This window comes from Leclercia sp. Marseille-Q4284, from assembly GCF_916618945.1.
GTDB lineage: Bacteria > Pseudomonadota > Gammaproteobacteria > Enterobacterales > Enterobacteriaceae > Enterobacter > Enterobacter tamurae.
Map to the genome: position 1 here is coordinate 1,127,761 of NZ_CAKAKG010000002.1, position 22,170 is coordinate 1,149,930.

General features: G+C 54.4%; 17 protein-coding genes. 12 read left to right on the plus strand and 5 right to left on the minus strand.

Features of this window, described 5'->3' with window-relative positions; all coding sequences use genetic code 11:
• Window positions 1–5 precede the first annotated feature (5 nt).
• Entirely contained in the window at window positions 6–2,048 is a 2,043-nt protein-coding gene (locus LG383_RS20065; RefSeq protein ID WP_225759995.1) for an AsmA family protein, read from the plus strand.
• 74 nt (window positions 2,049–2,122) lie between these two features.
• Here the strand turns inward: LG383_RS20065 and LG383_RS20070 are convergent, their stop codons facing one another.
• The 3 genes from LG383_RS20070 to LG383_RS20080 form a co-directional block, all read right to left on the minus strand.
• Window positions 2,123–3,445: an MFS transporter gene (locus LG383_RS20070; protein ID WP_166184651.1), complete on the minus strand. Its 1,323-nt coding sequence runs from the start codon at window positions 3,443–3,445 to the stop codon at window positions 2,123–2,125.
• A 272-nt stretch (window positions 3,446–3,717) separates the two neighbouring features.
• Window positions 3,718–4,758, minus strand: coding sequence for an inner membrane protein YhjD (yhjD, locus tag LG383_RS20075; protein ID WP_225759996.1), 1,041 nt, complete (start codon window positions 4,756–4,758; stop codon window positions 3,718–3,720).
• 51 nt (window positions 4,759–4,809) lie between these two features.
• Entirely contained in the window at window positions 4,810–5,709 is a 900-nt protein-coding gene (locus LG383_RS20080; protein WP_106995973.1) for a LysR family transcriptional regulator, read from the minus strand.
• Between the two features lie 119 nt (window positions 5,710–5,828).
• Between LG383_RS20080 and LG383_RS20085 the strand changes: the two genes are divergently transcribed.
• Entirely contained in the window at window positions 5,829–6,587 is a 759-nt protein-coding gene (locus LG383_RS20085; RefSeq protein WP_225759997.1) for an SDR family NAD(P)-dependent oxidoreductase, read from the plus strand.
• 32 nt (window positions 6,588–6,619) lie between these two features.
• On the opposite strand, the gene LG383_RS20090 is transcribed toward LG383_RS20085, so the two are convergent.
• Window positions 6,620–7,147: a GNAT family N-acetyltransferase gene (locus LG383_RS20090; protein ID WP_166184638.1), complete on the minus strand. Its 528-nt coding sequence runs from the start codon at window positions 7,145–7,147 to the stop codon at window positions 6,620–6,622.
• A gap of 162 nt (window positions 7,148–7,309) precedes the next feature.
• On the opposite strand from LG383_RS20090, the gene LG383_RS20095 reads away from it, so the two are divergent.
• Window positions 7,310–8,905, plus strand: a complete 1,596-nt coding sequence (locus LG383_RS20095; protein WP_225759998.1) for an STY4199 family HEPN domain-containing protein — start codon at window positions 7,310–7,312, stop codon at window positions 8,903–8,905.
• 12 nt (window positions 8,906–8,917) lie between these two features.
• Here LG383_RS20095 and LG383_RS20100 read toward each other — a convergent pair whose 3' ends face one another.
• Window positions 8,918–10,567 (minus strand): alpha,alpha-trehalase, encoded by a 1,650-nt coding sequence (locus LG383_RS20100; RefSeq protein WP_166184635.1) that lies wholly within the window; start codon window positions 10,565–10,567, stop codon window positions 8,918–8,920.
• Window positions 10,568–11,349: 782 nt separating this feature from the next.
• Here LG383_RS20100 and LG383_RS20105 point away from each other — a divergent pair.
• The 9 genes from LG383_RS20105 to LG383_RS20145 all read left to right on the plus strand — a co-directional run bounded on the left by LG383_RS20105 (window position 11,350) and on the right by LG383_RS20145 (window position 22,100).
• Window positions 11,350–11,544 carry a DUF4762 family protein gene (locus LG383_RS20105; RefSeq protein ID WP_225759999.1) on the plus strand — a complete coding sequence of 65 codons (195 nt, stop codon included), beginning with the start codon at window positions 11,350–11,352 and terminating at the stop codon, window positions 11,542–11,544.
• A 131-nt stretch (window positions 11,545–11,675) separates the two neighbouring features.
• Complete coding sequence (locus LG383_RS20110) at window positions 11,676–12,350, plus strand: DsbA family protein (protein ID WP_225760000.1); 675 nt, start codon at window positions 11,676–11,678, stop codon at window positions 12,348–12,350.
• A complete protein-coding gene (locus tag LG383_RS20115; protein ID WP_225760001.1) occupies window positions 12,350–13,297 on the plus strand; it encodes an ABC transporter in 948 nt (315 codons plus the stop codon). Before LG383_RS20110 ends, LG383_RS20115 begins: the two co-directional genes overlap by 1 nt.
• A 63-nt stretch (window positions 13,298–13,360) precedes the next feature.
• Window positions 13,361–15,499: a peptidase domain-containing ABC transporter gene (locus LG383_RS20120; RefSeq protein ID WP_225760002.1), complete on the plus strand. Its 2,139-nt coding sequence runs from the start codon at window positions 13,361–13,363 to the stop codon at window positions 15,497–15,499.
• Between the two features lie 26 nt (window positions 15,500–15,525).
• Window positions 15,526–16,686, plus strand: a complete 1,161-nt coding sequence (locus LG383_RS20125) for an efflux RND transporter periplasmic adaptor subunit (RefSeq protein WP_166185531.1) — start codon at window positions 15,526–15,528, stop codon at window positions 16,684–16,686.
• Window positions 16,679–18,625 (plus strand): ABC transporter permease, encoded by a 1,947-nt coding sequence (locus tag LG383_RS20130; RefSeq protein WP_225760003.1) that lies wholly within the window; start codon window positions 16,679–16,681, stop codon window positions 18,623–18,625. The genes LG383_RS20125 and LG383_RS20130 overlap by 8 nt, the downstream gene beginning before the upstream one ends.
• Window positions 18,622–20,016, plus strand: a complete 1,395-nt coding sequence (locus tag LG383_RS20135) for an efflux transporter outer membrane subunit (protein ID WP_225760004.1) — start codon at window positions 18,622–18,624, stop codon at window positions 20,014–20,016. Before LG383_RS20130 ends, LG383_RS20135 begins: the two co-directional genes overlap by 4 nt.
• Window positions 20,017–20,019: 3 nt before the next feature.
• Window positions 20,020–21,288, plus strand: coding sequence for a beta-ketoacyl-[acyl-carrier-protein] synthase family protein (locus LG383_RS20140; RefSeq protein WP_225760005.1), 1,269 nt, complete (start codon window positions 20,020–20,022; stop codon window positions 21,286–21,288).
• Window positions 21,288–22,100, plus strand: coding sequence for a MaoC/PaaZ C-terminal domain-containing protein (locus tag LG383_RS20145; RefSeq protein WP_225760006.1), 813 nt, complete (start codon window positions 21,288–21,290; stop codon window positions 22,098–22,100). The genes LG383_RS20140 and LG383_RS20145 overlap by 1 nt, the downstream gene beginning before the upstream one ends.
• Window positions 22,101–22,170 lie beyond the last annotated feature (70 nt).

Genomic DNA, 22,170 nt, shown 5'->3' on the forward strand with positions numbered 1-22,170 from the left:
ATGGGATGACAAAAACAGCGAAGATTATCACCTGGTCCGGGGGGGTCTTCTTGTTGCTGATTGTGGTGCTCATTGTCGTGATCGCGACATTTGACTGGAACCGCCTCAAACCGACCATCAACCAGAAAGTCTCAACTGAACTCAACCGTCCGTTCGCTATTCGCGGCGATCTGGGCGTCGTGTGGGCGCGTCAGAAGGATGAAACAGGCTGGCGCAGCTGGATCCCGTGGCCGCACGTGCATGCCGATGACGTTGTGCTCGGCAATCCGCCCGATATTCCCGAAATCACTATGGTGCATCTGCCACGCGTCGAAGCCACACTGGCTCCGCTGGCGCTGCTGACCAAAACGGTCTATCTGCCGTGGATCAAACTGCAGAAACCCGATGCCCGGCTGATCCGCCTGTCGGAAAAGACCAACAACTGGACCTTTGATCTCGCCGACAGCCAAGATAAAGAGGCTGATGCTAAACCCTCGACCTGGTCGTTCCGTCTCGACAACATCATTTTCGATCGCGGGCGTATCGCCATTGATGATGCGGTGAGCAAAGCCAATCTTGAGATCTTCGTCGATCCGCTGGGTAAAGCGCTGCCTTTCAGCGAAGTGACCGGCGCGAAGGACAAAGATGAGAAGGGCAAAGTGGGCGATTACGTCTTTGGCCTGAAAGCCGAAGGGCGTTACAACGAACAGCCTCTGAAGGGCAGCGGAAAAATTGGCGGCATGCTGGCGCTGCGCGGGGAAGGCACGCCGTTCCCGGTACAGGCCGATTTCCGCTCTGGTAATACCCGTGTGGCCTTTGTCGGCACGGTGAGCGATCCCATGAAGATGGGCGGGGTCGATCTGCGCCTCAAGTTTTCCGGCGATTCGCTGGGTGAGTTGTACGATCTGACCGGTGTCCTGCTCCCGGATACCCCACCGTTTGAAACCGACGGCCATCTGGTGGCCAAGATCGACCCAGAAAAATCGTCTGTCTATGATTACCGTGACTTTAATGGCCGGATCGGGGACAGCGATATTCATGGCTCGCTGACTTACAGCACCGGTAAACCGCGGCCGAAGCTGGAAGGCGACATGGAATCTAAGCAGCTGCGGCTGGCCGACCTGGGGCCACTGATTGGCGTTGACTCCGGCAAAGGTACCAAGGCGCAGAAAGTCAGAAAAGAGGCGCCGCCGTCCGGGAAAGTGCTGCCTAACGACCGCTTCGAAACCGATAAATGGGATGTGATGGATGCCGACGTGCGCTTCAAAGGACGCCGAATCGAGCATGGCAGCAGCCTGCCGCTCAGCGACCTCTCGACCCACATCATTCTTAAAAATGCTGACCTGCAGCTGAAGCCGCTGAAGTTTGGCATGGCGGGCGGGACGATCTCGGCCAACATCAAGCTGGAAGGGGATAAGAAGCCGATGCGCGGCCAGGCAGACATTCAGGCCCGACGACTGAAGCTTAAACAGCTGATGCCCGATGTGGAGCTGATGCAGAAAACCCTCGGCGAGATGAGCGGTGATGCAACCATTCGCGGTACCGGTAATTCCGTGGCAGCCCTGCTGGGCAACGGTAATGGTAACCTGAAGCTGCTGATGAACGATGGGCTGGTCAGCCGCAACCTGATGGAGATCCTGGGCCTTAACGTCGGTAACTTCCTGGTTGGGCAGATTTTTGGTGACGATGAGGTACGGGTTAACTGTGCGGCGGCCAATATTGACCTGGTAAACGGTGTCGCCCGTCCACAGATCTTTGCCTTTGATACTGAAAATGCCGTCATCAACATCACCGGCACGGCCAGCATGGCCTCGGAACAGCTGGATCTCACCATCAATCCGGAAAGTAAAGGTATTCGCATCGTGACGCTGCGATCGCCGCTGTACGTACGCGGTAGCTTCAAAGATCCGGATGCCGGGGTGAAGGCGGGGCCGTTAATTGCCCGTGGTGCGGTGGCGGCAGCGCTGGCAACCCTGGTGACGCCAGCGGCGGCACTGCTGGCGCTTATCTCCCCGTCCGAGGGGCAGGCCAATCAGTGTCAGGTCATTCTGTCGCAGATGAAGAAATAGTACGGAGGTATTGCCCGGCCTACGGAAGTTGTAGTTGTAGGCCGGGTAAGCGCAGCGCCACCCAGCGTTAAAGATCACAGCGACTGATGGCGGGTTTCGTGAGTCATTAACAGGGCAATCAGCGTCAGCGCCGCCATTGCCGCCAGGTAAAACCCGACATACGCCAGACCGTAATTCGCCTGCAGCCAGGTGGCGATATAGGGTGCCACCGAGGCACCCAGAATCGAGGAGACGTTATAGGAGAATGACGCTCCGGTATAACGCACTTCCGTCGGGAACAGCTCTGGCAGCAGGGCGCCCATCGGGCCGAACGTCAGCCCCATCAGGCTCAAACCAATCAGCAGATAAGCCATCACCAGCGCCGGATTACCGGAACCGAGCAGCGGCGGGAAGACGAACAGCGCAAACAGAATGATCAGCGAGGTGATGACAATCATGCTCGGGCGACGACCAAAGCGGTCAGCCAGCAGCCCGGCAATCGGCACCATCACGCCAAAGCCAATCACCGCCATCATCAGCATCCACAGTACTTCATTACGCGGCAGACCCAGGCCCACCGGCGCTGGCGTGGTGCTGTAGGTCATGGAGTAGACGGTCATGATGTAGAACAGCGTATAGGTCGCCAGCATGATGAAGGTGCCAAGCACCGTTACGCGAATGTGTTTAGTCAGCAGCGTACCGAGCGGGATTTTTACCTGTTTCTTCGCAGCGGCCACTTTGGCAAACACCGGGGTCTCATGCAAGGAGACGCGGACATACAGGCCGATCAGCACCAGCACCGCCGAGAAGATAAACGGTATACGCCAGCCCCAGGTCATGAACTGCTCGTCGGTCAGCAGCCAGGAGAGAAGCAGGAAGGTGCCGTTGGCAAAGAAGAAGCCAATCGGTGCGCCCAGCTGCGGGAAGGAGCCATACAGCGCACGCTTGCGCGGTGGGGCGTTTTCAGTGGCCAGCAGCGCCGCACCGCCCCATTCACCGCCCAGACCCAGACCCTGGCCAAAACGGGCCAGCGCCAGCAGCACCGGAGCCAGAATACCGATGGTCTCGTAGGTCGGCAGCAGGCCGATGGCGACGGTGGAGATCCCCATAGTCAGCAGCGAGGCGACCAGCGTCACCTTACGCCCGACGCGATCGCCGAAGTGGCCGAACACCGCCGAACCAATAGGACGCGCGATAAAGGCGATGGCGAAGGTCGCCAGCGATTGCAGCGTGGCCGCCGTCGGGTCGCCCTGCGGGAAGAAGATATGCGGGAAAACGATGACCGCCGCGGTGGCGTAAATATAGAAGTCGAAGAATTCGATGGCGGTGCCAATCAGCGATGCGACGACGACTTTATTGCGCGAGTTAACCGGGGCGTTTTCCTGCTCTGAATTGAGTGTTGTGGCTGTGGCTTGCATAAACTTTTCTTATTTTTGGCGAACGAAAGGCCATATTACGCACAGCAAAAGCGACATTTCAATCTGTAACAAACGCAGCGGATGGCGAAAAAGCCAGCAAAAAGCGAATAATTTTCAGACCAGGAAAATCACATCTATGAAATGCTTCACAGAAATTAATACTTAGAGGATAAAACTGCTTTTTGGTTAAATAAAAGTTACAGGCTGGATTTATATGCTGAAATGATGAATCGGGCTGAAATATTGCGTTCCTGTTCAGCCCGATGGGGTACTTAACGGTGTGATTTGCCGGGCATTCTTCGGTCATCCGGGTACTCGGCGGTGGCGATCCACGCCGCACAGAACAGCGTCAGTCTGGCGAAGAAGTAGAAGAAGGCCATCAGCCCCAGCACGGAACCAAATGCCGCCCCGGACGGGGAGGAGACCAGCGACGGCAGGGTATAGGTCATCACGATTTTGATTACCTCAAAGCCGATAGCCGCAATGAACGTGCCGCGGATCAGCGCCTTGCGTCGTGGCCGGTGGCGCGGCAGACGCCAGAAGATCCAGAAGAACAGCAGATAGTTCGCCAGCATTGAGATACATAATCCCACCAGATGCCAGACCGGTTTCAGCCACTCGATGGTATCAAGATAGAGGGCGGAGATGATCATCTGCTGCGCCGAACCTGCCGCGGAGGTGATGGAGAGAGTGATAACCAGTGCCACCAGCAGACCAATCAGCGAGATGAAGTCGCGGAAATATTTAATCCAGATCTTCTCCTCATCCTGGGGCTTACGCTCCCAGACGTCACGCGACTGGGCGCGGATCGCCTCCCGCAGGTTGCCCATCCAGTTAATCCCGGAGTAGAGCGCCACGAACAGCCCGACAATCCCCACGGTAGTACGCTGCTCTACGGCGGTACGGATAGTGCTTTTCAGGGTAGTGGCCAGCGTCGGATCGCTGACGTTCTGCAGTATTTTATCGAAGATATCCTGGAGCAGCGTCGGGTTGGAGACCAGAAAAAAACCCGCTGCGGCAAAAGAGAGCATCAGGATCGGGATCATCGATAAAAATGAGAAATAGGTGATCGCCGCGCCAAACTGATTGCCCAGCCGATCGTTAAACCGCTCGGTAGCACGCAGCAGGTGAGCAATGACCGGCTGCTGCTGAATCAGCTGGAAGGCATCCTTCGCTTTGTCCAGCAGGCTCCCCGTTTTACGTATAGAGGTGACTTTAGGTTCAGCCGCCGGAGGCGGACTGTTTTCCAGTTTTTTAATCGGTTCGAAGTCCAGATCATGGGTGGGGCGTTGCTCACTATTTTCCGGCGTCACGCGCACTTTCCTTATTAATTAGCGGGAGGTCCTTAAAATTATAGCCTGCACTCAGTCAACGTACGCTTTCATGATATCTGTGAGCCAGGCCATAAACAGATGCACCCGGCGGGAGAGGTTGCGGCGGTGGGGATAGATGAGCGATACCGGCATCGGTCGGGCGCGGTACTGGGGCAGGATCTCCAGCAGCTTTTTGGCGCGCAGCGCGTCACGTACGCCCACCCGTGGGACCTGAATAATTCCCAGCCCGGCGAGCGCAGAGGCGTGGTAGGTTTCAGTGCTGTTGACCGTCAGTACCCCGCCGGTCTTGATCCAGTGGGTCGACTCGCCGTCGTAATATTCGAACCCCTGTGGCCGGGTGCCGAGATGCGTCGCGTAGTGCACCACGGCATGGGAAGATAAATCATCCAGCCCGTCGGGATAGCCAAAACGCGACAGATAATCCGGGCTGGCGCAGTTGATCACCGACAGTCGGCCGAGCGGACGGGCGATTAAGCCAGAATCCTTCAGGATGCCGACGCGCACCACACAGTCAAACCCTTCCCGCACCACATCCACCAGACGATCGCTGCTGCTCAGCTCCAGTTCAATTCCGGGATACTGCTGTAAAAAAAGCGGCAATCGCGGGATGACTAAATTTCGCGCAACACCCGTGGGCATATCCACCCGAATTCTTCCGCTGACGCTGGTGGGATCGTGCAAAAAAAGACCATCCAGTTCATCCATGTTAGCCAGTAGATCTTTGGCCCGCTCGTAATAGACCATCCCGTCCTGCGTCAGGCTGACGCGCCGCGTGGTGCGGTGCAGCAGCTGGGTGCCCAGCCCGTTCTCAAGGGCCTGGATCTGACGGGATACGCTACCTTTAGGAAGGCCCATAGAGTCCGCTGCGCGGGAAAAACTCTCCAGTTCCGCGACGCGAATGAACAGCTGCATTGCCTGAATTTTATCCATAGGGAGCGCTCATTGTTGTTAGCTATGAAACAGTGAAGCGTTGTTAGCCATATTTATTGATTTTCTATCACCTAATAAGCTCTTTCTCAATCACCACCACAGCCGAAACGAGGTTTCTTATGACTGAACGTATTGCATTAGTGACTGGCGGTAGCCGCGGGCTCGGTAAAAACGCGGCGCTGAAGCTGGCAGACAGAGGTGTCGGGATCCTCCTGACCTGGAACCGCAGCCAGCAGGAGGCGCTGGATGTTGTGCGCGAAATTGAGCAAAAAGGGGTAAAGGCGGCGGCATTACAGTTAAACGTCGGGGATATTGCCAGCTTCGAACTGTTTGCCAGGCAGATGGAAGAAAAGCTGCATGCGGTATGGCAACGCAACAGCTTCGATTATTTGTTGAACAACGCGGGCGTCGGTTTATATGCTCCCTACGTTGATACCACCGAAGCGCAATTTGACGAGGTAATGAACATCCATTTTAAAGGCCCTTTCTTCCTGACCCAGCGCCTGGTACCGCTGATGAAAAACGGCGGGCGGATCCTGAATGTCTCTTCCGGCCTCGCGCGTTTTGCTCAGCCGGGTTCCAGCACTTACGCGGCGATGAAGGGGGCGATGGAAGTGCTCACTCGCTATCAGGCGAAGGAGCTGGGCGCACGCGGCATCACCGCCAATATCATTGCCCCCGGTGCTATTGAAACCGACTTTGGTGGCGGGCGCGTGCGTGATAACAAGGAGATCAATCAGCATATTGCCTCCCAGACGGCGCTGGGGCGCGTCGGCTTGCCGGACGACATTGGCGATGCGATTGCAGCTCTGCTCAGCGATGAGCTTGGCTGGATGAATGCGCAGCGGATTGAAGTCTCCGGAGGGATGTTCCTGTAAGACGGTGCCGGGGAGGGATCCCCGCGGCACGCTCAGGGGTACTCTTTTTTTAACAGTCCAAACAGCCAGTCGTTATGCCACTGACCTGCCAGCCAGTAGCTTTCGCGCAGTTCTCCCTCCAGCACAAACCCCACTTTTTCCAGCAGGCGTTTCGAGGCCACATTGCCTGCCGTTACCGTGGCGGTTAAGCGGCGAATGCCGCCCTGGCCGAAGGCGTAATCACATACCGCCTGTAAAGACTCATAGCCGTAGCCTTTTCCCTGGGCTTGCGGTGCGAATAAAAACCCGACTTCGGCGCAATCATCATCATGATGAATATACCCGGTGACCCCGAGCGGCATCTGGCTGGTGGTATCGCGCACTACCAGGCACAGCCAGTGGTCGCTGCCTGGCGTCCACGCCGGCAGACGCGCGGTAAAAGCCTCGCGGATGGCGGCCTCCGGGCGGGCTTCGGCCACGTAGCGCATCACGTCGGGGTGCTGCTGAAGCGAGAGAAAAAAGGGCCAGTCTTCGTCCTGCAGCGGGGAGCAGGTTAAACGCGGGGTGTGCAACACGGGCATGCCAGATCTCCGGGAACTTTTGTAAATGGTTTTAACATTATCACTGAAATAGTACCCGTTATCGGGTATGTTTAATCTGGTATAACCACTTGAAATAAAAAACACTCTCCGTCAGCTGCCTCTGCCTGGATGCGCAGCATTTGCAGTATTTAAAGGAAAATGATGACCCTCAGTAAATCGCACCTGATCCGCGAGCAGTTTGAACGCTGTCTGGGAATTATTCGTCAGGCCTCCGTGGAGATCCTGCTCCTGTTAAAGGTGCATGTTGCCGAAGGCAAAGATCCCCGTTGGTTCCTTGAGCAGCTTGACTCCGCCAGGCTGGCGCTGGGGGGCTGGGCGAGGGTGGCTAAGCGGCTCAATCTGAATGATGCCGAGCTGTCGCAGTTCACCCTGCAACTGCGGCTGTTACAGCAGCGGGTGCCGCAGTATGAGAGCGGGCAGGAGGTGAGCGACAACCAGCTGATCGCCGCGACGCGCTTTGTGACGGCGCTTGAACATCTCCGTCTGCAGCAGCCGCTACTGACCTACAGCACCGAAATGGGTCCCAGCGATGAGCTTCGCCAGCAGCAGGCGCAAAAGCAGGTGCGCACGCTCGAGCTGATGATTAAAGGGCTGATTATGCAGGCGTGGCCGGATCCGACGCGTCTGAACAATCATCTGAAAACGCTGTTCAATGCCGATCGGGTGCGCGGCTGGCTGCAGCAGGGTGAACGTAACGACGCCCTCGGCGGGATGATGTTCAGCGAGCTGGCCCTGATGCTGGTGGATAAAAAAGAGTACTCCCGCTCCTATTCGGCGCTGTTCAGCGATCCGACCCTGCTGACGCTGATGGTGGAGCCGCGCAAAACGCTCCAGACCTTCCTGGATGATATCCGGCTGATCCGCAATAAAATTATTGCCCAACAGCCCCTTACCTCCACGCAGCTTCTACTCCTGGACAACTATTACGCCCAGATCGCCAGCCCCGTGCAGCGTGCATTTGATGAGGGCCGTACCACCGTGAACCCGGCGGGGTTGATGGCAGAGGATCTTAACGAGCTGAATCTCTTCTGGGAGAGCGCCCGGAAAAAAAACAACGCCACCGGCGACGATATTTTTGAGGTGCGTGACACCATCGATAAACCGAACCGTCGGCCTGTGCGTACCCCGGAGCAACGCGATCACCTGATTTCGGTGGTGCTGTGGGGCGCGGTGGGGGTCATGGTGATGGGGATGTTGATGATGGGCACCTGGCTGCTCATTGAAAGCAGCACCCCGACCCAGGCGGCCAGCACCGTAGCGCCCGTCCAGACGGTGGCGGAAGAGATGCGTGAGACGCCTTCCTCCCGCGAGACGCTGACGCGGATGGGGGTCACCTGGGATGAGAATAACTTCCGCGCGGCGATAGACCGCAACGATACCCGGGTGGCATTGCTGTTCCTGAAAGCGGGAATGGACTGGAAGCTCTCCTGGACGGAGCATGCGCTCGCCGTCAACCATCGTGAGGTGCTGGATTTACTGATGCGCTATCGTCTGCAAATGACGCAGGAGAAGCCATGTCGGCAGTTTATTACCAATCTCGGCCACGCAATGTCAGCAGGCCAATCCCTGACGGGCCTGCGTAAGGAGTATCTTCAGGCATTTTGTACCGTCCCGGCGGTAGTCGAACGCCAGCGACGCGAGATGGACCAGGCGAAGCGGCGGGCACAGGCGCAGCCGAACGACAGCACCAAAAAATGGCAGTCGATCCAGACGGCGATTTATGAAGTGATCCGCTGACAGAGCGGGGAGCTACGGCTCCCCGTACAGACCAATCAGGCGGCGTACCACGCCGTTAGTCCAGCCAAATCCGTCCTGCAGGGGATATTCCCCCCCACCACCTTCACGAGGCTGGCTGCTGGCGATGTGATATTTTTCAATCAGCTTGTAATGCGTCTTGTAAAAATGATTCACGGTGTGCAGCCAGCTCCAGGCGATTTCATCCCCCAGCGAGTCGTTGCCGTATTGCTTGAACCCCTGGATCGCCATCCACTGCAATGGCGCCCAGCCGTTGGGTCTGTCCCACTGCTCGCCGGTTTCGTACTCGGTGGCGAGAATACCCCCCGGCGTCAGCAGACGGGCTTTTACCGCATCCGACAGGCGTTCAGCCTGCTCGTGGGTCGCCATACCGACATACAGCGGCACGATACTGGCCGCAGAAAAGAGCGCCAGCTCCTCCCGACGCCAGTCGTAATCGCGATAGCAGCCGTTTTCGTCATCCCACAAATAGCGGTTTACCGCCGCGCGGCGATCGCTCGCCTTCTGGCGGAAGATCTCTGCCGTCTCTTTGTCACCTTTCGAGGCCGAGATATTGGCGATGGCGCTCTCCAGCTTGAACAGGAAGGCGTTGAGATCGATAGGGATAAACTGAGTGGTGCGAATACTCGCCAGCCGGCTCGGATCCCGCAGCCAGCGGGAGGAGTAGTCCCAGCCTGAAGCGGCTCCGGCGCGCAGATCGCGATAGACCTCGTTCGGCGGACGACCGGAGTGACGAGCGGTTTCGACGTCCTCTATCCAGGATTCATCCCGCGGCGTGTCGCGATCATCCCAGTAACGGTTGAGCAGCGAGCCATCCGGCATACGCACCGCGCTGCGGTAGGCCTGGTTAAGCAGCAGCGACTCCGCGCCGTCCATCCAGAAGGCGTACTCCATTTTCAGGTGATCCAGATAGCGCTTGGCCCCGCGCACACCGTCCTCTTCAAACAGCTCAACCATCAGGGCAAATACCGGTGGTTGAGAGCGGCTCAGATAGTAGGTGCGGTTCCCGTTGGGAATATGGCCATAGCGCTCAATCATCCATGCAAAGTTATCCGCCATGCATTTGAGCATGTCGTGGCGCCCGCTTTCGGCCAGCCCCAGCATGGTGAAGTAGGAGTCCCAGTAGTAGGTTTCGCTGAATCGCCCGCCGGGCACAATATAGGCCTGCGGCAGCGCCAGCAGCGACGACCAGGGGATGTGATCCTGCGGCTCGCGGGTCAGCACCGGCCACAGGTTGTCGATATGTTCCTTGAGCGAGAGGGATGGATCGGAAACATACTCGCTCGACAGGACTTCCGGCAGCCAGAAGTGATTTTCTACAAACTGGCGCAGGTCAAAGTCCCGATGGCGTCTCACCTTACGGTAGCGGATGAGGATATCCAGCGGATCCATCTTTGGTGCGCAGTCGGGGAAGGTTTTGCTGTCAGCAAACAGTCGCGTCGACTGAACATGCTCAAAGAGTTCAAGGTAGCGATCGGCAGGGGTGAGCGCATCGGATGCGGGCAGCCCTTCAATCATTTCAGGTTCCGGCTCCGCCTCGAGCATTTCATCCAGTTTTAACTCGCAGGGATCGATTTCGTAGAGAAGTTCTTGTTCTATATCGAACTCTACGGTCTCTACAGTGCGTATATTCTGGTTGAACATGGTGGTCAGGACCTCCGGTTAGCGTTATCTCTAATAAGGGTGTTTCCCGGTATCTATAAGCGTAGACACTCGCTTCGGTCTCCGCGGAGGGAAATGTGCGGAAGATCACATTTAATGTCTGAGTAAAACCACATGAAGTGCCAACATCGTTATGATTTCGTGGCAAAAAAAGGAGACTGATACGTAACCGAGTGAGAATAAAATTCAGAGCATTCGTTTAGCAGCGTTTTATCACTCTCACGTGGGCTCTGCTGCGTTGTCAGGTGATGTTTTGTCGAATCATCGGTTTGGCTCATCGGTGCAACAGGCTGTCACTTCTGTGCGTAAAGAGAACTCACATGTAAGTCATAGACGTTAACCATGCCCCGCCTCTTCGAAAGTATTTCTTCTCATTTTATTAAAAAAAAATGCTATTACGCAAACCTGTTATCCAGGATTTTCCTAAGAATAATCCTGATATATCGATGCGTAAACTGAGTGAAGAATAAGGTAATATTCATCGCGCTGATGAATATCTTATATTTTTCTAAGAAAAGTCCTGCAATATATCCCTTGTGTTGGGATGTGTAAATTAACCTACCTTTTTTGTATGTATTGCTCTATAAAAAAACCATCGTTACAATGCGCCGGATCCGTTAATAATGGCCTGTGCGTTTTTCGCCTGGGTTATTGTTACGGTATTCAGGGATGTGTTGCTAAAACCTTCTCTATAGTGACATAACACTGGAAATATGCCAGTGGGCATTATGTTCAAAAATTCATTATAAATAAGGATATATAAGATGAAAAAGATGACAATGACAGAAGCACGTTCAATCGTTGGTGGTACTTTTCAAACTTGTGTTGATACCTACACCTCCGCTTTAGTAAACAATCAGACTGCTTGCTTTGCCGTTAAAACCTGTACTGATAAAAATGGCGTAGAAACTAAGACCTATACCCCGGCCGCGCTGGGTGATTGTGGTAATGCAAACTAAGAAGTATTCGTTTTTAATTAATGCAGAGTAAGTCATATTTATTCTGTCAGGGCGTTGCATCATTATGCAACGCCTGTTTACTCATTTCATTGAGTGAATCGTAATATTGTTTTCAGAGCGAACAACCTTCTATGAAAAAAAGAATACTTCCCATTCTGCTTTATACTGTTTTTGTCGCGGTTATTTCAGCGCTGATCACCACTGCCTGGTTCCAAAACTTTGTATTAAATCAAAAAAATGATTCCAGCCAGAATTCACTGGTGTCACTGTCAGCGAAAGAGGTCGACGCGAGCCCGATCGGCGCCGGGGAGGATATTATTGAAATCTTCTCTTATGGTTGCCATTTTTGCGAACGCAATGAAAAGAATGTGGACGCGCTGGAAAAACGTATGCCAGCAGGCACGAAGCTGGTACGCCTTCATTACAGCCTCGATACCCAAAATGGGTTAGCGCGCTTTGCACCGGTCTTTGCCACCTTGCAGGTAATGGGTATTGAAGAGACGTATCGCCAAAGCGCTTATGATGCGGTTATCAAGAAAAAGATTGATTTAGGCGATCCGGAAAAACGCACAGCGTGGCTGGAAGACAATAAAATCAATATCGATGAATATAACAAAGTGAGCCAATCCGAGAAGGTGAAAAACCTTCTTGATTATATGACTCGCGTTACCAAATATTATAATGTGAATGCCACTCCGGCATACATTGTGGATAAAAAATGGGTTGCTCTTCAGGATACGGACTTTCCGTCATTCGCTGATAAATTAATTTCCATGTTAGAAAGCCATCAGGTGCCGGAGGAATAATGAAATTCTTCGCCCTGTGGTGCGCCATGTTTTGGAAAAACATCACTGTCAGATGTCAGTGGTGTTTTTATAAACTCAAGGTAATTGCCTACAGGGGACATTGTTTATTATTCCGGCACCTTCATTATCGCGTCATTTTTGCCTTCTCACATGTCAGCCGTTTTCTGGGGCTAACATCACGCGATCTGAAATTACGGGCTATCGTTGCGCAGTCTAACCGACACTGCCTGCTGAATGATAACAAGAAATTTGACTACATCTGGCTGACTCAGCGACGGCAGCTGCTGGTACAGGCGGTGACGTACGGGCAGAATCAATGGGCATTGCAAGAGCTTGCCGACTGTTCTGCACAGCTCAATGCTATCGTTGAACCCCTGCAACGTGCAGGCCAGCCAGTGATCCTCGCGCCGCTGCACATGGTTTCGGACATTCTGAGCACGATGGTCGGTGCTTCTGCTTTCCCGGGGAAAGCAACGGTGATTACGTCACGCAGTGCCGACGCTCACTCGGCGGCCGAACGGCAGTTGGGTGGTCTGGATATCACCTATTGTTCAATTCATGAAGGCAACAAAAACATTGCCGGAAACCTGATGGCTTCGGTAATGGACGCGGCGGATAACCAGCGGAATATTATTTTATTTCCGGATATTACCCCGGACTTTACGCAGTTTGCCAGCAAAGATAAAGCGGAGAAATTAAGCTGTCAGCTATTTGATCGCGCAGCCAGTTTACACAGCGGTATTATCCGTCTGGCGAGAATAATGTCAGCAAAGGTGGTCTTTTATCATCTTTATTATGATAAAGGTTTGAAGATTTATATTCATGAGCCTGTTTCGGCTAAAAAATTAAAAGATGAAATGCCGCGCATTATCGAACAAAGCATTCGTGATCATTCAACTGACTGGATGTTATGGCATTCACACTCGCTGTTTTTCATTAACGATTGAATATGAATAAAAAGCAGTGCTGAGATATTACTACAGAGAACAGGGCGTTCTGAGATGTCGATTATGGACAATATTATTCCTAAAATGGTTTATCAGGCAGAAACCAACGAATGTGCGCTGGCCTGTATTTCTATGCTGGCGGAAACCCAGGGCATCAATGCCCCTCTTGAAACGCTACGCGAAAGTTTCCCGGCATCTGCCCACGGTACCGCGCTCTCCACCATGTGCGACATCCTGTCTGAGCTGGCGATCCCTGCCTGTCCGGTGGTTTTCGATCTGCATGAACTCGCCGAAATCCCTTTACCCGCCATTCTGCACTACGGTGCGAGCCATTATGTTCTGCTGGCCTATCGCCAGGGGAGCTACGTGTGTGTGATGAATCCAGCTATTGGCGAACAGCTATTACCTGTTGCCGCGCTGAAATCTGAAATCAGCGGTTATGCGCTGGTGCTCGACAGGGAAGCCGGGATCGCTACTCCCTCCGTTGAGAAAGATAAACGTACGCGGCGTTTTCGTGCGCTGGAGTGCATGAGCCTGAAGCAGACGGCAGACATTCCCGGCATTTACCGGTTAATGATGCTGGCATTTCTGGTCTCGCTGACCTTATTCATTATGCCGGTGATGGTCAGTTCTGCGATTAACAACGTTTTTTCTTCCGCCGGTAAAATAGACTTTCCGTATTTTTATTATCTGCTGGCCTTCGTCGTCTCGACGCTGCTGGCCTTCATTGTCCGCAGCGTAACCGAACGCGTTATCAAACGTTTTGTGGTCATGCAAAGTGTAAGTGGTTTTGCTCGTCTTCTGACTAACTCACTGTCTTACTTCGAAAAGCGCAGTCCCGGTGAGATCTACAGTCGTTTCTCGAACTGGCAACTAGCGGCAGCCCAAAAAATTGAGCTGGATAATGGCCTGCGCGTGGATTGGGTGGTTGGCGTGATTGCGCTGGCGGTGATGTGTTACATCAGTCCGTTGCTTGCAGGCATTTCCGCCATTGGTGTGACATTGATGGGGTTAGTCAGCATATGGGCGATTTTCCGTGACCGCTATTACACCCAGCAAATCCAGGTGAAAAGCGCCGAACAAAGCGACTTTTTACTGGAAACCATTCAGGGCTTCGCCACGCTGAAATCCGCCGGATTACACAGCTATCGTCAAACCGTCTTTGCTCAGTATGCGTTATCCCTGTTTGACTGCCGCCAGAGACAGAAAGTGTATGAGCAGGTTAAGAGCAGTCTGTATCAGTTAATCGGCAGTCTTGAGATGGTCTTCTTCATGCTGCTGGCGTTGCCATTGCTGAAAGAAAACCTCATCTCACTGGGCGAGTTCTTTGCCTATAGCTTCGTACGCCAGATTTTCACGGCTTACATCACACAAATTTTCTTTTCGGTACTGCGCAAAAATCAGCTGCACGTGATCGATACGCGCGCGGCCGATCTGTTCCCGCCGGTTAAAGAAGAGGGTCACGACCCCGTACTGCAGCCCGTGCACTTTAGTCAGCAGCTCAACTACCGTGCGCTGCAGTTTGCTTACGATCCCGGTAAACCGGTTCTCGACCAGGTGTCAGTGATGCTGCACCAGGGGGAAACACTGGCCATTGTCGGTGAGTCTGGCGCGGGGAAAAGTACATTGCTGAAAGTCATCACCGGGATGATCGAACCTCAGGCAGGCGAAATCCGTGTGGATGGACATCCCGTCACCAGCCGTCAGGCGCAGAAGCTGTTCTTCCTGCAAAGTCAGGAGGACATCTTATTTAACGCCAGCGTGCTGCAAAACATCTCGTTGTTCGATCGTGAGTACGATGCGAAAAAGCAGCTGCGTATCGATAAATCACTGCACGGGCTGAATTTGACAGAGGTGATTGACCGTCTGCCAGGAAAACAAAATGCGTTGATCCGCGAAAGCCATCCCGCGCTGTCCCTGGGTCAGCGTCAGCGCCTGATGCTGGCGCGCGCGATGTATAGCGATTGCCCGGTGATGGTGCTGGATGAGCCGACCGCGAATCTGGATGAACAGACTGCGCAGCAGGTGATGCGAACCCTGATTGACCATTGCCATGAATACGGAAAAACCCTGATCACTGTTACTCACAGTGAAACTGCGCTCCCCCTCTTTGACCGTGTTTTCACAATGAAAAATGGCCGTGTACACGCGGCGCAGGAGGAGTTTATCTCCGCTATCGTGCCTGACGGAGTACCGGCGTGAACGACTCAATCAAGCGGATACTCCTGATGGTCACCCGCCACCGCAAGGGATTCTATGCACTGGCGACGCTGGTGCTTATCCTGCTGGTTGCTGGCGCAGTAGCTCTGTACGTCAGGGTGTCCAGTACCGCTGCCCCTCAGGCGTCCGTGGTAATTGAGCGTGGCGATATCGAAAAGACCGTACTGGCAACCGGGATCCTCAAACCTTCTGTGCAAGTGAATGTCGGGGCGCAGGTCAACGGTCAATTAAAAAAACTGTATGTTAACGCTGGCGATCGTGTCACCAAAGGTCAGTTACTGGCTGAAATCGACCCGACCCTGCAAGAGAGTGAACTGCGGAAATCTGAAGCCGCGTTGGTCAGCGCTGTCGCGCAAAAAGAGGCCGCTCAATTCACGCTTATCCAGTATCAACTTGAGCTGAAACGCCAGTTGCGGATGGATCGCGACGGTTCGGGGACAAAGAGCAATCTCGAGGATGCGCAAACCAAGGTCGATACCCAGAAAGCGCAGATTAAGGTTAACCAGTCACAGATCATACAGGCGCAGATGGCGCTGGAAACGGCAAAAGCCAATCTCGGCTATACGCGGATCCTGGCGCCCGTGGACGGGCAGGTTCTGGGCATCGTGACCAAAGAGGGGCAAACCGTCGTCTCCTCACAGACTGCCCCGACCATTCTGGTTCTGGCGAATGTCGATACGATGACCGTGCAAACGCGAATTTCAGAAACGGACATTCTGAAAGTACGTCCCGGCCAGCCGCTGTGGTTTTACGTTGTCGCCGATCCTAAACGTCGCTACCAAAGCGTAATGGGTATCCTGCAGGATGCGCCGAACGAGGCTCTGCAGGACGACAACACGCGTGCTCAGTCGCAGCAATCTTCTGCCGTCTATTACAACGGTGTTTTCAGCGTGCCCAACCCGGAGCATCTACTGCGCACGTCAATGACGGCGCAGGTCTTTATTGTCACCGAGCAGGCAAAAAATGTGCTGCGTCTGCCGATGATGGCGCTTGGCCAGCCGCAAGGGCGCGATAGCTATTATGTGCAGGTCATAAAAGGTGATGCGATCGAGAAGCGGTTGATCCAGGTAGGCATCAACGATCGTCAGTTTGTTGAAGTGAAGGAAGGCCTCAGCGAAGGTGAGCATGTGGCGATCGTGCAAAATGAGGCAGGGACGGCAAATGGCTAATTCCCCGGTCATTGAACTTTCACATATCTCACGCCATTTTGGTTCGGGCAACGCGGCGGTCACCGTGCTGAACGATATCTCCCTGCGCGTGGATGCCGGTGAAATGGTGGCCATCATCGGCGCATCGGGTTCCGGTAAATCCACCTTGATGAATATTCTCGGCTGTCTGGATCAACCGTCGGAAGGCGAAATGCGCATCATGGGTATCCCTGCGCAGGTGGCGAGCAGCGAGCAACTGGCGCAGCTGCGCAGTCAATATCTGGGCTTTATCTTTCAGCGATATCATCTGATGCCCTATCTGACGGCGAGTGAAAACGTCACCATTCCTGCGCTGTATACCGACATGCCCGCCGCTGCTCGGCAAGCGCGCGCGGAATACCTGCTGACTCGTTTGGGTCTCGGTGAACGTATGCATTACCGGCCTGCTCAGCTCTCCGGCGGACAGCAGCAGCGCGTCAGTATTGCTCGCGCCCTGATGAACGGCGCGTCGGTGATTCTGGCGGATGAGCCGACTGGCGCGCTCGACAGTACGAGCGGCCAGGAGCTGATGACCATTTTGCATGGCCTGCATCAGGCCGGACACACGCTGATCATCGTGACCCATGACCGCAGTATTGCCGAACAGTGCCAGCGGATTGTCGAAATCCACGACGGCAAGATTGTCGCTGATCACATTAATCCCGTCATGACCCAGGTGAAATCTCAGGGATTACCGGCGATTGCCGCCACCGGGCGAACGCCTGTCGGGGAGAGTATAAAAGAAGCGGTGCGCATGGCGTGGCGCTCTTTACTTGGACACAGGGTCCGCGCCTTTCTTTCTATGCTCGGCATCATTATCGGCATCTCTTCCGTGGTGTCTTCCATGGCCGTGGGCGAGGGGGCGCGGCAAAGCATTCTCAGTCAGATAAGTCAGCTCGGCACCAGCACCATCGAAATTCGGCCTGGCCAGGGTTGGGATAAACCTCGTCCGGATTTTGAGCGTTCGCTGACCCTGGATGATGTGGATCTGCTTAGCAAGCAGGCGTACATCGACAGCCTTTCGCCGGTGGTAAGTAAAAGGGTAGTGGTGGTTGAGGGAGGGAAGCAGGTTCTTGTCTCCCTGTCGGGTGTCAGCAACGGATTCTTTCGCGTGCAGGGGCTGAATTTCATAAGTGGAAATTCGTTTTCCTCCCGCGATCTGGACGAACGTGAGCCGGTGATCATCATCGATCCGAACGTCAGCAGCACGCTGTTTCCTGATGGAAAGGCGTCCGTGGGCGAAATTATTCAACTTTCCGGCGTGCCTTACCGGGTTATCGGTGTGGCGGCTAAAAAAGGACCGAAGCATATCGGTGAGCAGCCCGGCGCCTGGATCCCCTACACCTCAATGCTGGAGCGTATGTCGGGTGATATGCCGTTGCAGTCCATCACCTTACGCATCGCCGAAGACTATCCGATAGAGCTCGCCCAGCGGAACGTCGAGCAACTGCTGGATTCAGTACACGGCAAGCGAGATTTCTTCACTATGACCAACGATCAACTGACGAAGACGATCCGCAAGGCGTCGGAATCCATGACGCTGCTGATCACCGCGATTGCAGGTATTTCGCTGCTGGTGGGCGGCGTGGGCGTGATGAACATTATGCTGGTGTCGGTGACGGAAAGGACGCATGAGATTGGTATTCGCCTCTCGGTCGGTGCCCGGCCTGCAGACATAATGCGTCAGTTTCTGATTGAGGCGATGGTGATTTGTACGCTTGGCGGCGTGATCGGCATTATTGGATCCGGTGTCGCGGGGCTGATTTTTTCTCAGGTTACCCAGGAATTCACCATGATTTTCACCTGGCCACCCATCCTTCTGGCCTGCGGGTTCTCCGCGTTGATCGGCCTCGGATTTGGTTTTTTCCCGGCGCGCAATGCTGCACGTCTGCATCCGACAGAGGCGCTGGCTCGCGAATGAAAAAACGACATGTACTTTCACTGGTGGCGACGGCACTTATTTTGACCGGCTGTGGTCAGGCGCTGAAAAGTGACTATCAACAGCCGTTGCTGTCGATACCGGACGGCTGGCGAGTACCGGATACTGGCGAGGGCGTTGCGCAATTTTCCCCGCACTGGTGGGATAATTTTGGCGACCCGCAGATGTCGCGGCTGATCGTAGCCACCTTGCAAAGCAATAACGATTTGGCGCTGGCAGGCATAAAACTGCGCCAGGCGCGGCTGACTGCGGGGTTATCCAACCTTAATCTGACGCCCGATTTTGCTGTCAGTGGCGCGGCCCGCAACAGCAAAAATCTGGATCACGCCACAACCCCAACGGAAAGCTACGATAGCTCACTTTCGGCCTCTTATGAGCTGGATCTGTGGGGAAAACTGGCCCGCACGCGTGAGCAGTCCGAGTGGCTGGCAAAAGCATCCGAACAGGATTTACACGCTACTGCATTAACGCTTATTGGCACCACTGCACAACTGTACTGGCAGATAGCAAGCCTGAATCAACAGATCGATAATCTGCAGCAAAGTGTAGCTATTGCCAGGGAAACCCTGATCGCGGTGACCTCCCGCTGGAAGGCGGGTGACCTGGGGCAGCTTGATTATTTGCAGGCGCAGCAGACGGTGTTGAGCCGTGAAAATAGCCTTCGTGATTTATCTCAACAGCGTGATGAGACGCGTAATGCGCTGGCAATCTTACTCAGCCGCCCCCCTGGGCAATATCCTGCGGAGCGGCAGGCGCTGGATCTTCAACAAAGCGTGCTGGTGGCGCAGCGTTTGCCGCTGGAGGTTATCGCTAAAAGGCCGGATGTGCAGTCGGCTGAAATGAGACTGCGTGCTGCGCTGGCGGGTTCTGATGTTGCGCGACTGAGTTTTTATCCGTCCCTGACGCTGAATGCGTCCCTGAATGCGGGAGCCGCAATATTCCAGCAATGGTTCAGCAATCCGGCCAGAACGCTCGGTTCTGCACTCGATCTGCCTTTTATTCAGTGGAATCAGGTGCAGATGAACATCGAAAAGTCTGGTCTGGATGTACAAACTGCGGCGATTCAGTTCAAAAGTGCTTCTTACAGTGCACTGCAGGACATCGACAACGCGATGTCACAGCGCCTGACCTGGCAGCAGGAAAAGTTGCGGCAATGGCAGGATCTGGCGTTGAGCAAGCAACGTCTGGCGCTGGTGGAAAGCCAGTATCGTCATGGTTCCGTGGCGTATCAGACGCTGCTTGATGCACAGAATGCATTACTGAACAGCGAGAACACGCTGGTACAAATTCAATATAACTATCTGTATTCCACGATGAAACTCTGGCTGGCGCTGGGTGGCGGGGAAAATAGTACGATGAAGAAACAAGGATAAGTTATGGACATCGACGTTTCACAGACAAGGGGCGCGCCGCGTCGGGTTGTGGTCACCGGTTATGGTGCGGTGACGCCGCTGGGTATGAATTCCACCCAGAGCTGGGCAGCCATCATGGATTACCAGGTTGGTTATCGTTACTGCGATAAATCAGCCGCCGGGATTAAATCCCGTTTTTATGGCCTCATTGATGAGGAGCCTTCGCTCAAAGGCGTACCTGCCGCGATCAGACGTCGGCTGCCTCGCTATGCGCGGTTGACTCTGGCCTCTGCGCGTGAAGCCATGCAGATGGCGTTTGGCGATGAGAAGCCAGAGCAGCATTACGATCTGCGCGACTGCGGCGTCATCATGGGCACCGGCTGGGCTGGCCAGGACGAGACGCAGCAATACTACGATGACTACCTGCGTACCGGTGTCGGTTCACCCTTTGGCTGTTTTTTCTCGATGCCTAACGTATCCACGGCAGCGGTCAGCCTTCTTTGGGGGCTGCGTGGCTATCAAAATACACCGGTGGCGGCTTGCGCGACGGGCACGATCGCGATTGGCGATGCATTCGAAGTGATCCGCAATGGCCGCGCAAGCATGATGCTGGCTGGCGCGGGTGAATCTCTACGCTCCGATTCAGCAGTATGGAATATCGATGTGCTGGGCGCGCTGGCCAGCGAGCAGGAGGACATCACGCGTGCCTGCTGCCCGTTCAGCCCCCATCGCAACGGCTTTGTGCTGAGTGAGGGCGCGGCGGTGTTGTGTCTGGAGGAGCGTGAATCTGCTATCGCGCGCGGGGCTAATATTCTGGGCGAAATTTTGGGTTACGGAAGTTTCTCTGATGCCTGTGATTTTACCGCACCGGCTGAGGATAAAATTGCGCGGGTACAGACTATTCGCAATGCGCTTAAACAGGCCGGCATTACTGCGAGCGATCTGGATTACATCAACGCTCACGGCACCTCAACACCGCTCAACGATCTTAATGAAACTGAGGCGATCAAGATTGCCCGGGGTGAGGCGGCCTATGTGACGCCATGTTCGAGCACCAAATCCTACACTGGCCATCTGATCGCAGCAGCAGGCAGTTTTGAATCGATTTTATGCCTTCAGGCCATGGAACATCAGATAGTGCCTGCGACCTGTCACCTTGATGCGTCCGACCCGCAATGCGATCTGGATTATGTCCCGAATGTGCATCGTCCGGCGAAACTCAATACCACGCTCAATCTGAGTTTTGGGTTTGGTGGGGCAAACGCGGCGTTGGTTATCGGGCGAGGAAAATAATGTTCCTGAACTACAGTCTGCGTGATGCCGAACGCTGGGCGGAATTTTCCGGTGACTATAATCCGATTCATTTTGACGTTGCGAAGGCGAAGCAACTTGGCATGGACGGATTATGCGTACACGGTATGCGCGCGATGCTGGATGTAAAATCTGCGCTCAGTGCTTCGCTGGAAAAACACGCGTCAGCATCCTGCGGCCTGGTGTTTAGCTGTCGTTTGCGTGAGCCGGTGGCGTGCGGAACGCCCTATCAATTATCCGTCGGTGAAACATGCCGCAATGAACAGGTGCAGGTTAGCGGGAAATTGCTGAATGCTCATACGCAGCAGATCGGTATGAGCAGCAAACTGACCAGTAACCATGCACTGGATTTATCGCCCATCACGCAGGTGAAAACGCTCGATGGAGAAACACTGGCAGCGCTTTACGCCCCCTTTCTTGCCGTGCAGAGCCAGGCCGCACCCCTGTGGAACTTTCTTGACGCGCTGTTGTTCCGCCAGATGGTAAATGACCCGGCTACGCTGGAAACCGTGCACAGTATTATCCCTCAGTCTGAGGCTGCCAGTTTGAGTGACGTTTTCAGCCAGGTACAGGTCGTACAGACCCACCATGAAACGCATTTCTCTCCACGTCTGTTGAGCCCGTGGCAGGAAAGTCAGCGACTTGAATCCCTGGATTACTGTATCCAGCCGACGCTGGTGATGGGTGAAAAAAACAGTGGGCTGGTTTTACTGGCCAACATTCAGGCCTGGAGCGCCGGTGAGCCGCTCATGTCTGTCACAGTTACCTTAAAAGCCAGTCCGCTGGTGGGTTAACCGACCCGGATCTTCAACAAAAAACAATCAATCTCAACATACATCTGAGATGTCTGAATTAAAGGAATAA

What these genes read in the sequence shown, in the direction of transcription:
- LG383_RS20080 (WP_106995973.1), bottom strand. Translation starts at nt 5,709, where the DNA reads ATGGATAAAATTCAGGCAATGCAGCTGTTCATTCGCGTCGCGGAACTG.
- LG383_RS20065 (WP_225759995.1), top strand. Translation starts at nt 6, where the DNA reads ATGACAAAAACAGCGAAGATTATCACCTGGTCCGGGGGGGTCTTCTTG.
- LG383_RS20120 (WP_225760002.1), top strand. Translation starts at nt 13,361, where the DNA reads ATGGACAATATTATTCCTAAAATGGTTTATCAGGCAGAAACCAACGAA.
- LG383_RS20130 (WP_225760003.1), top strand. Translation starts at nt 16,679, where the DNA reads ATGGCTAATTCCCCGGTCATTGAACTTTCACATATCTCACGCCATTTT.
- LG383_RS20110 (WP_225760000.1), top strand. Translation starts at nt 11,676, where the DNA reads ATGAAAAAAAGAATACTTCCCATTCTGCTTTATACTGTTTTTGTCGCG.
- LG383_RS20085 (WP_225759997.1), top strand. Translation starts at nt 5,829, where the DNA reads ATGACTGAACGTATTGCATTAGTGACTGGCGGTAGCCGCGGGCTCGGT.
- LG383_RS20140 (WP_225760005.1), top strand. Translation starts at nt 20,020, where the DNA reads ATGGACATCGACGTTTCACAGACAAGGGGCGCGCCGCGTCGGGTTGTG.
- LG383_RS20125 (WP_166185531.1), top strand. Translation starts at nt 15,526, where the DNA reads ATGGTCACCCGCCACCGCAAGGGATTCTATGCACTGGCGACGCTGGTG.
- LG383_RS20100 (WP_166184635.1), bottom strand. Translation starts at nt 10,567, where the DNA reads ATGTTCAACCAGAATATACGCACTGTAGAGACCGTAGAGTTCGATATA.
- LG383_RS20145 (WP_225760006.1), top strand. Translation starts at nt 21,288, where the DNA reads ATGTTCCTGAACTACAGTCTGCGTGATGCCGAACGCTGGGCGGAATTT.
- LG383_RS20135 (WP_225760004.1), top strand. Translation starts at nt 18,622, where the DNA reads ATGAAAAAACGACATGTACTTTCACTGGTGGCGACGGCACTTATTTTG.
- LG383_RS20105 (WP_225759999.1), top strand. Translation starts at nt 11,350, where the DNA reads ATGAAAAAGATGACAATGACAGAAGCACGTTCAATCGTTGGTGGTACT.
- LG383_RS20070 (WP_166184651.1), bottom strand. Translation starts at nt 3,445, where the DNA reads ATGCAAGCCACAGCCACAACACTCAATTCAGAGCAGGAAAACGCCCCG.
- LG383_RS20115 (WP_225760001.1), top strand. Translation starts at nt 12,350, where the DNA reads ATGAAATTCTTCGCCCTGTGGTGCGCCATGTTTTGGAAAAACATCACT.
- LG383_RS20090 (WP_166184638.1), bottom strand. Translation starts at nt 7,147, where the DNA reads ATGCCCGTGTTGCACACCCCGCGTTTAACCTGCTCCCCGCTGCAGGAC.
- LG383_RS20095 (WP_225759998.1), top strand. Translation starts at nt 7,310, where the DNA reads ATGACCCTCAGTAAATCGCACCTGATCCGCGAGCAGTTTGAACGCTGT.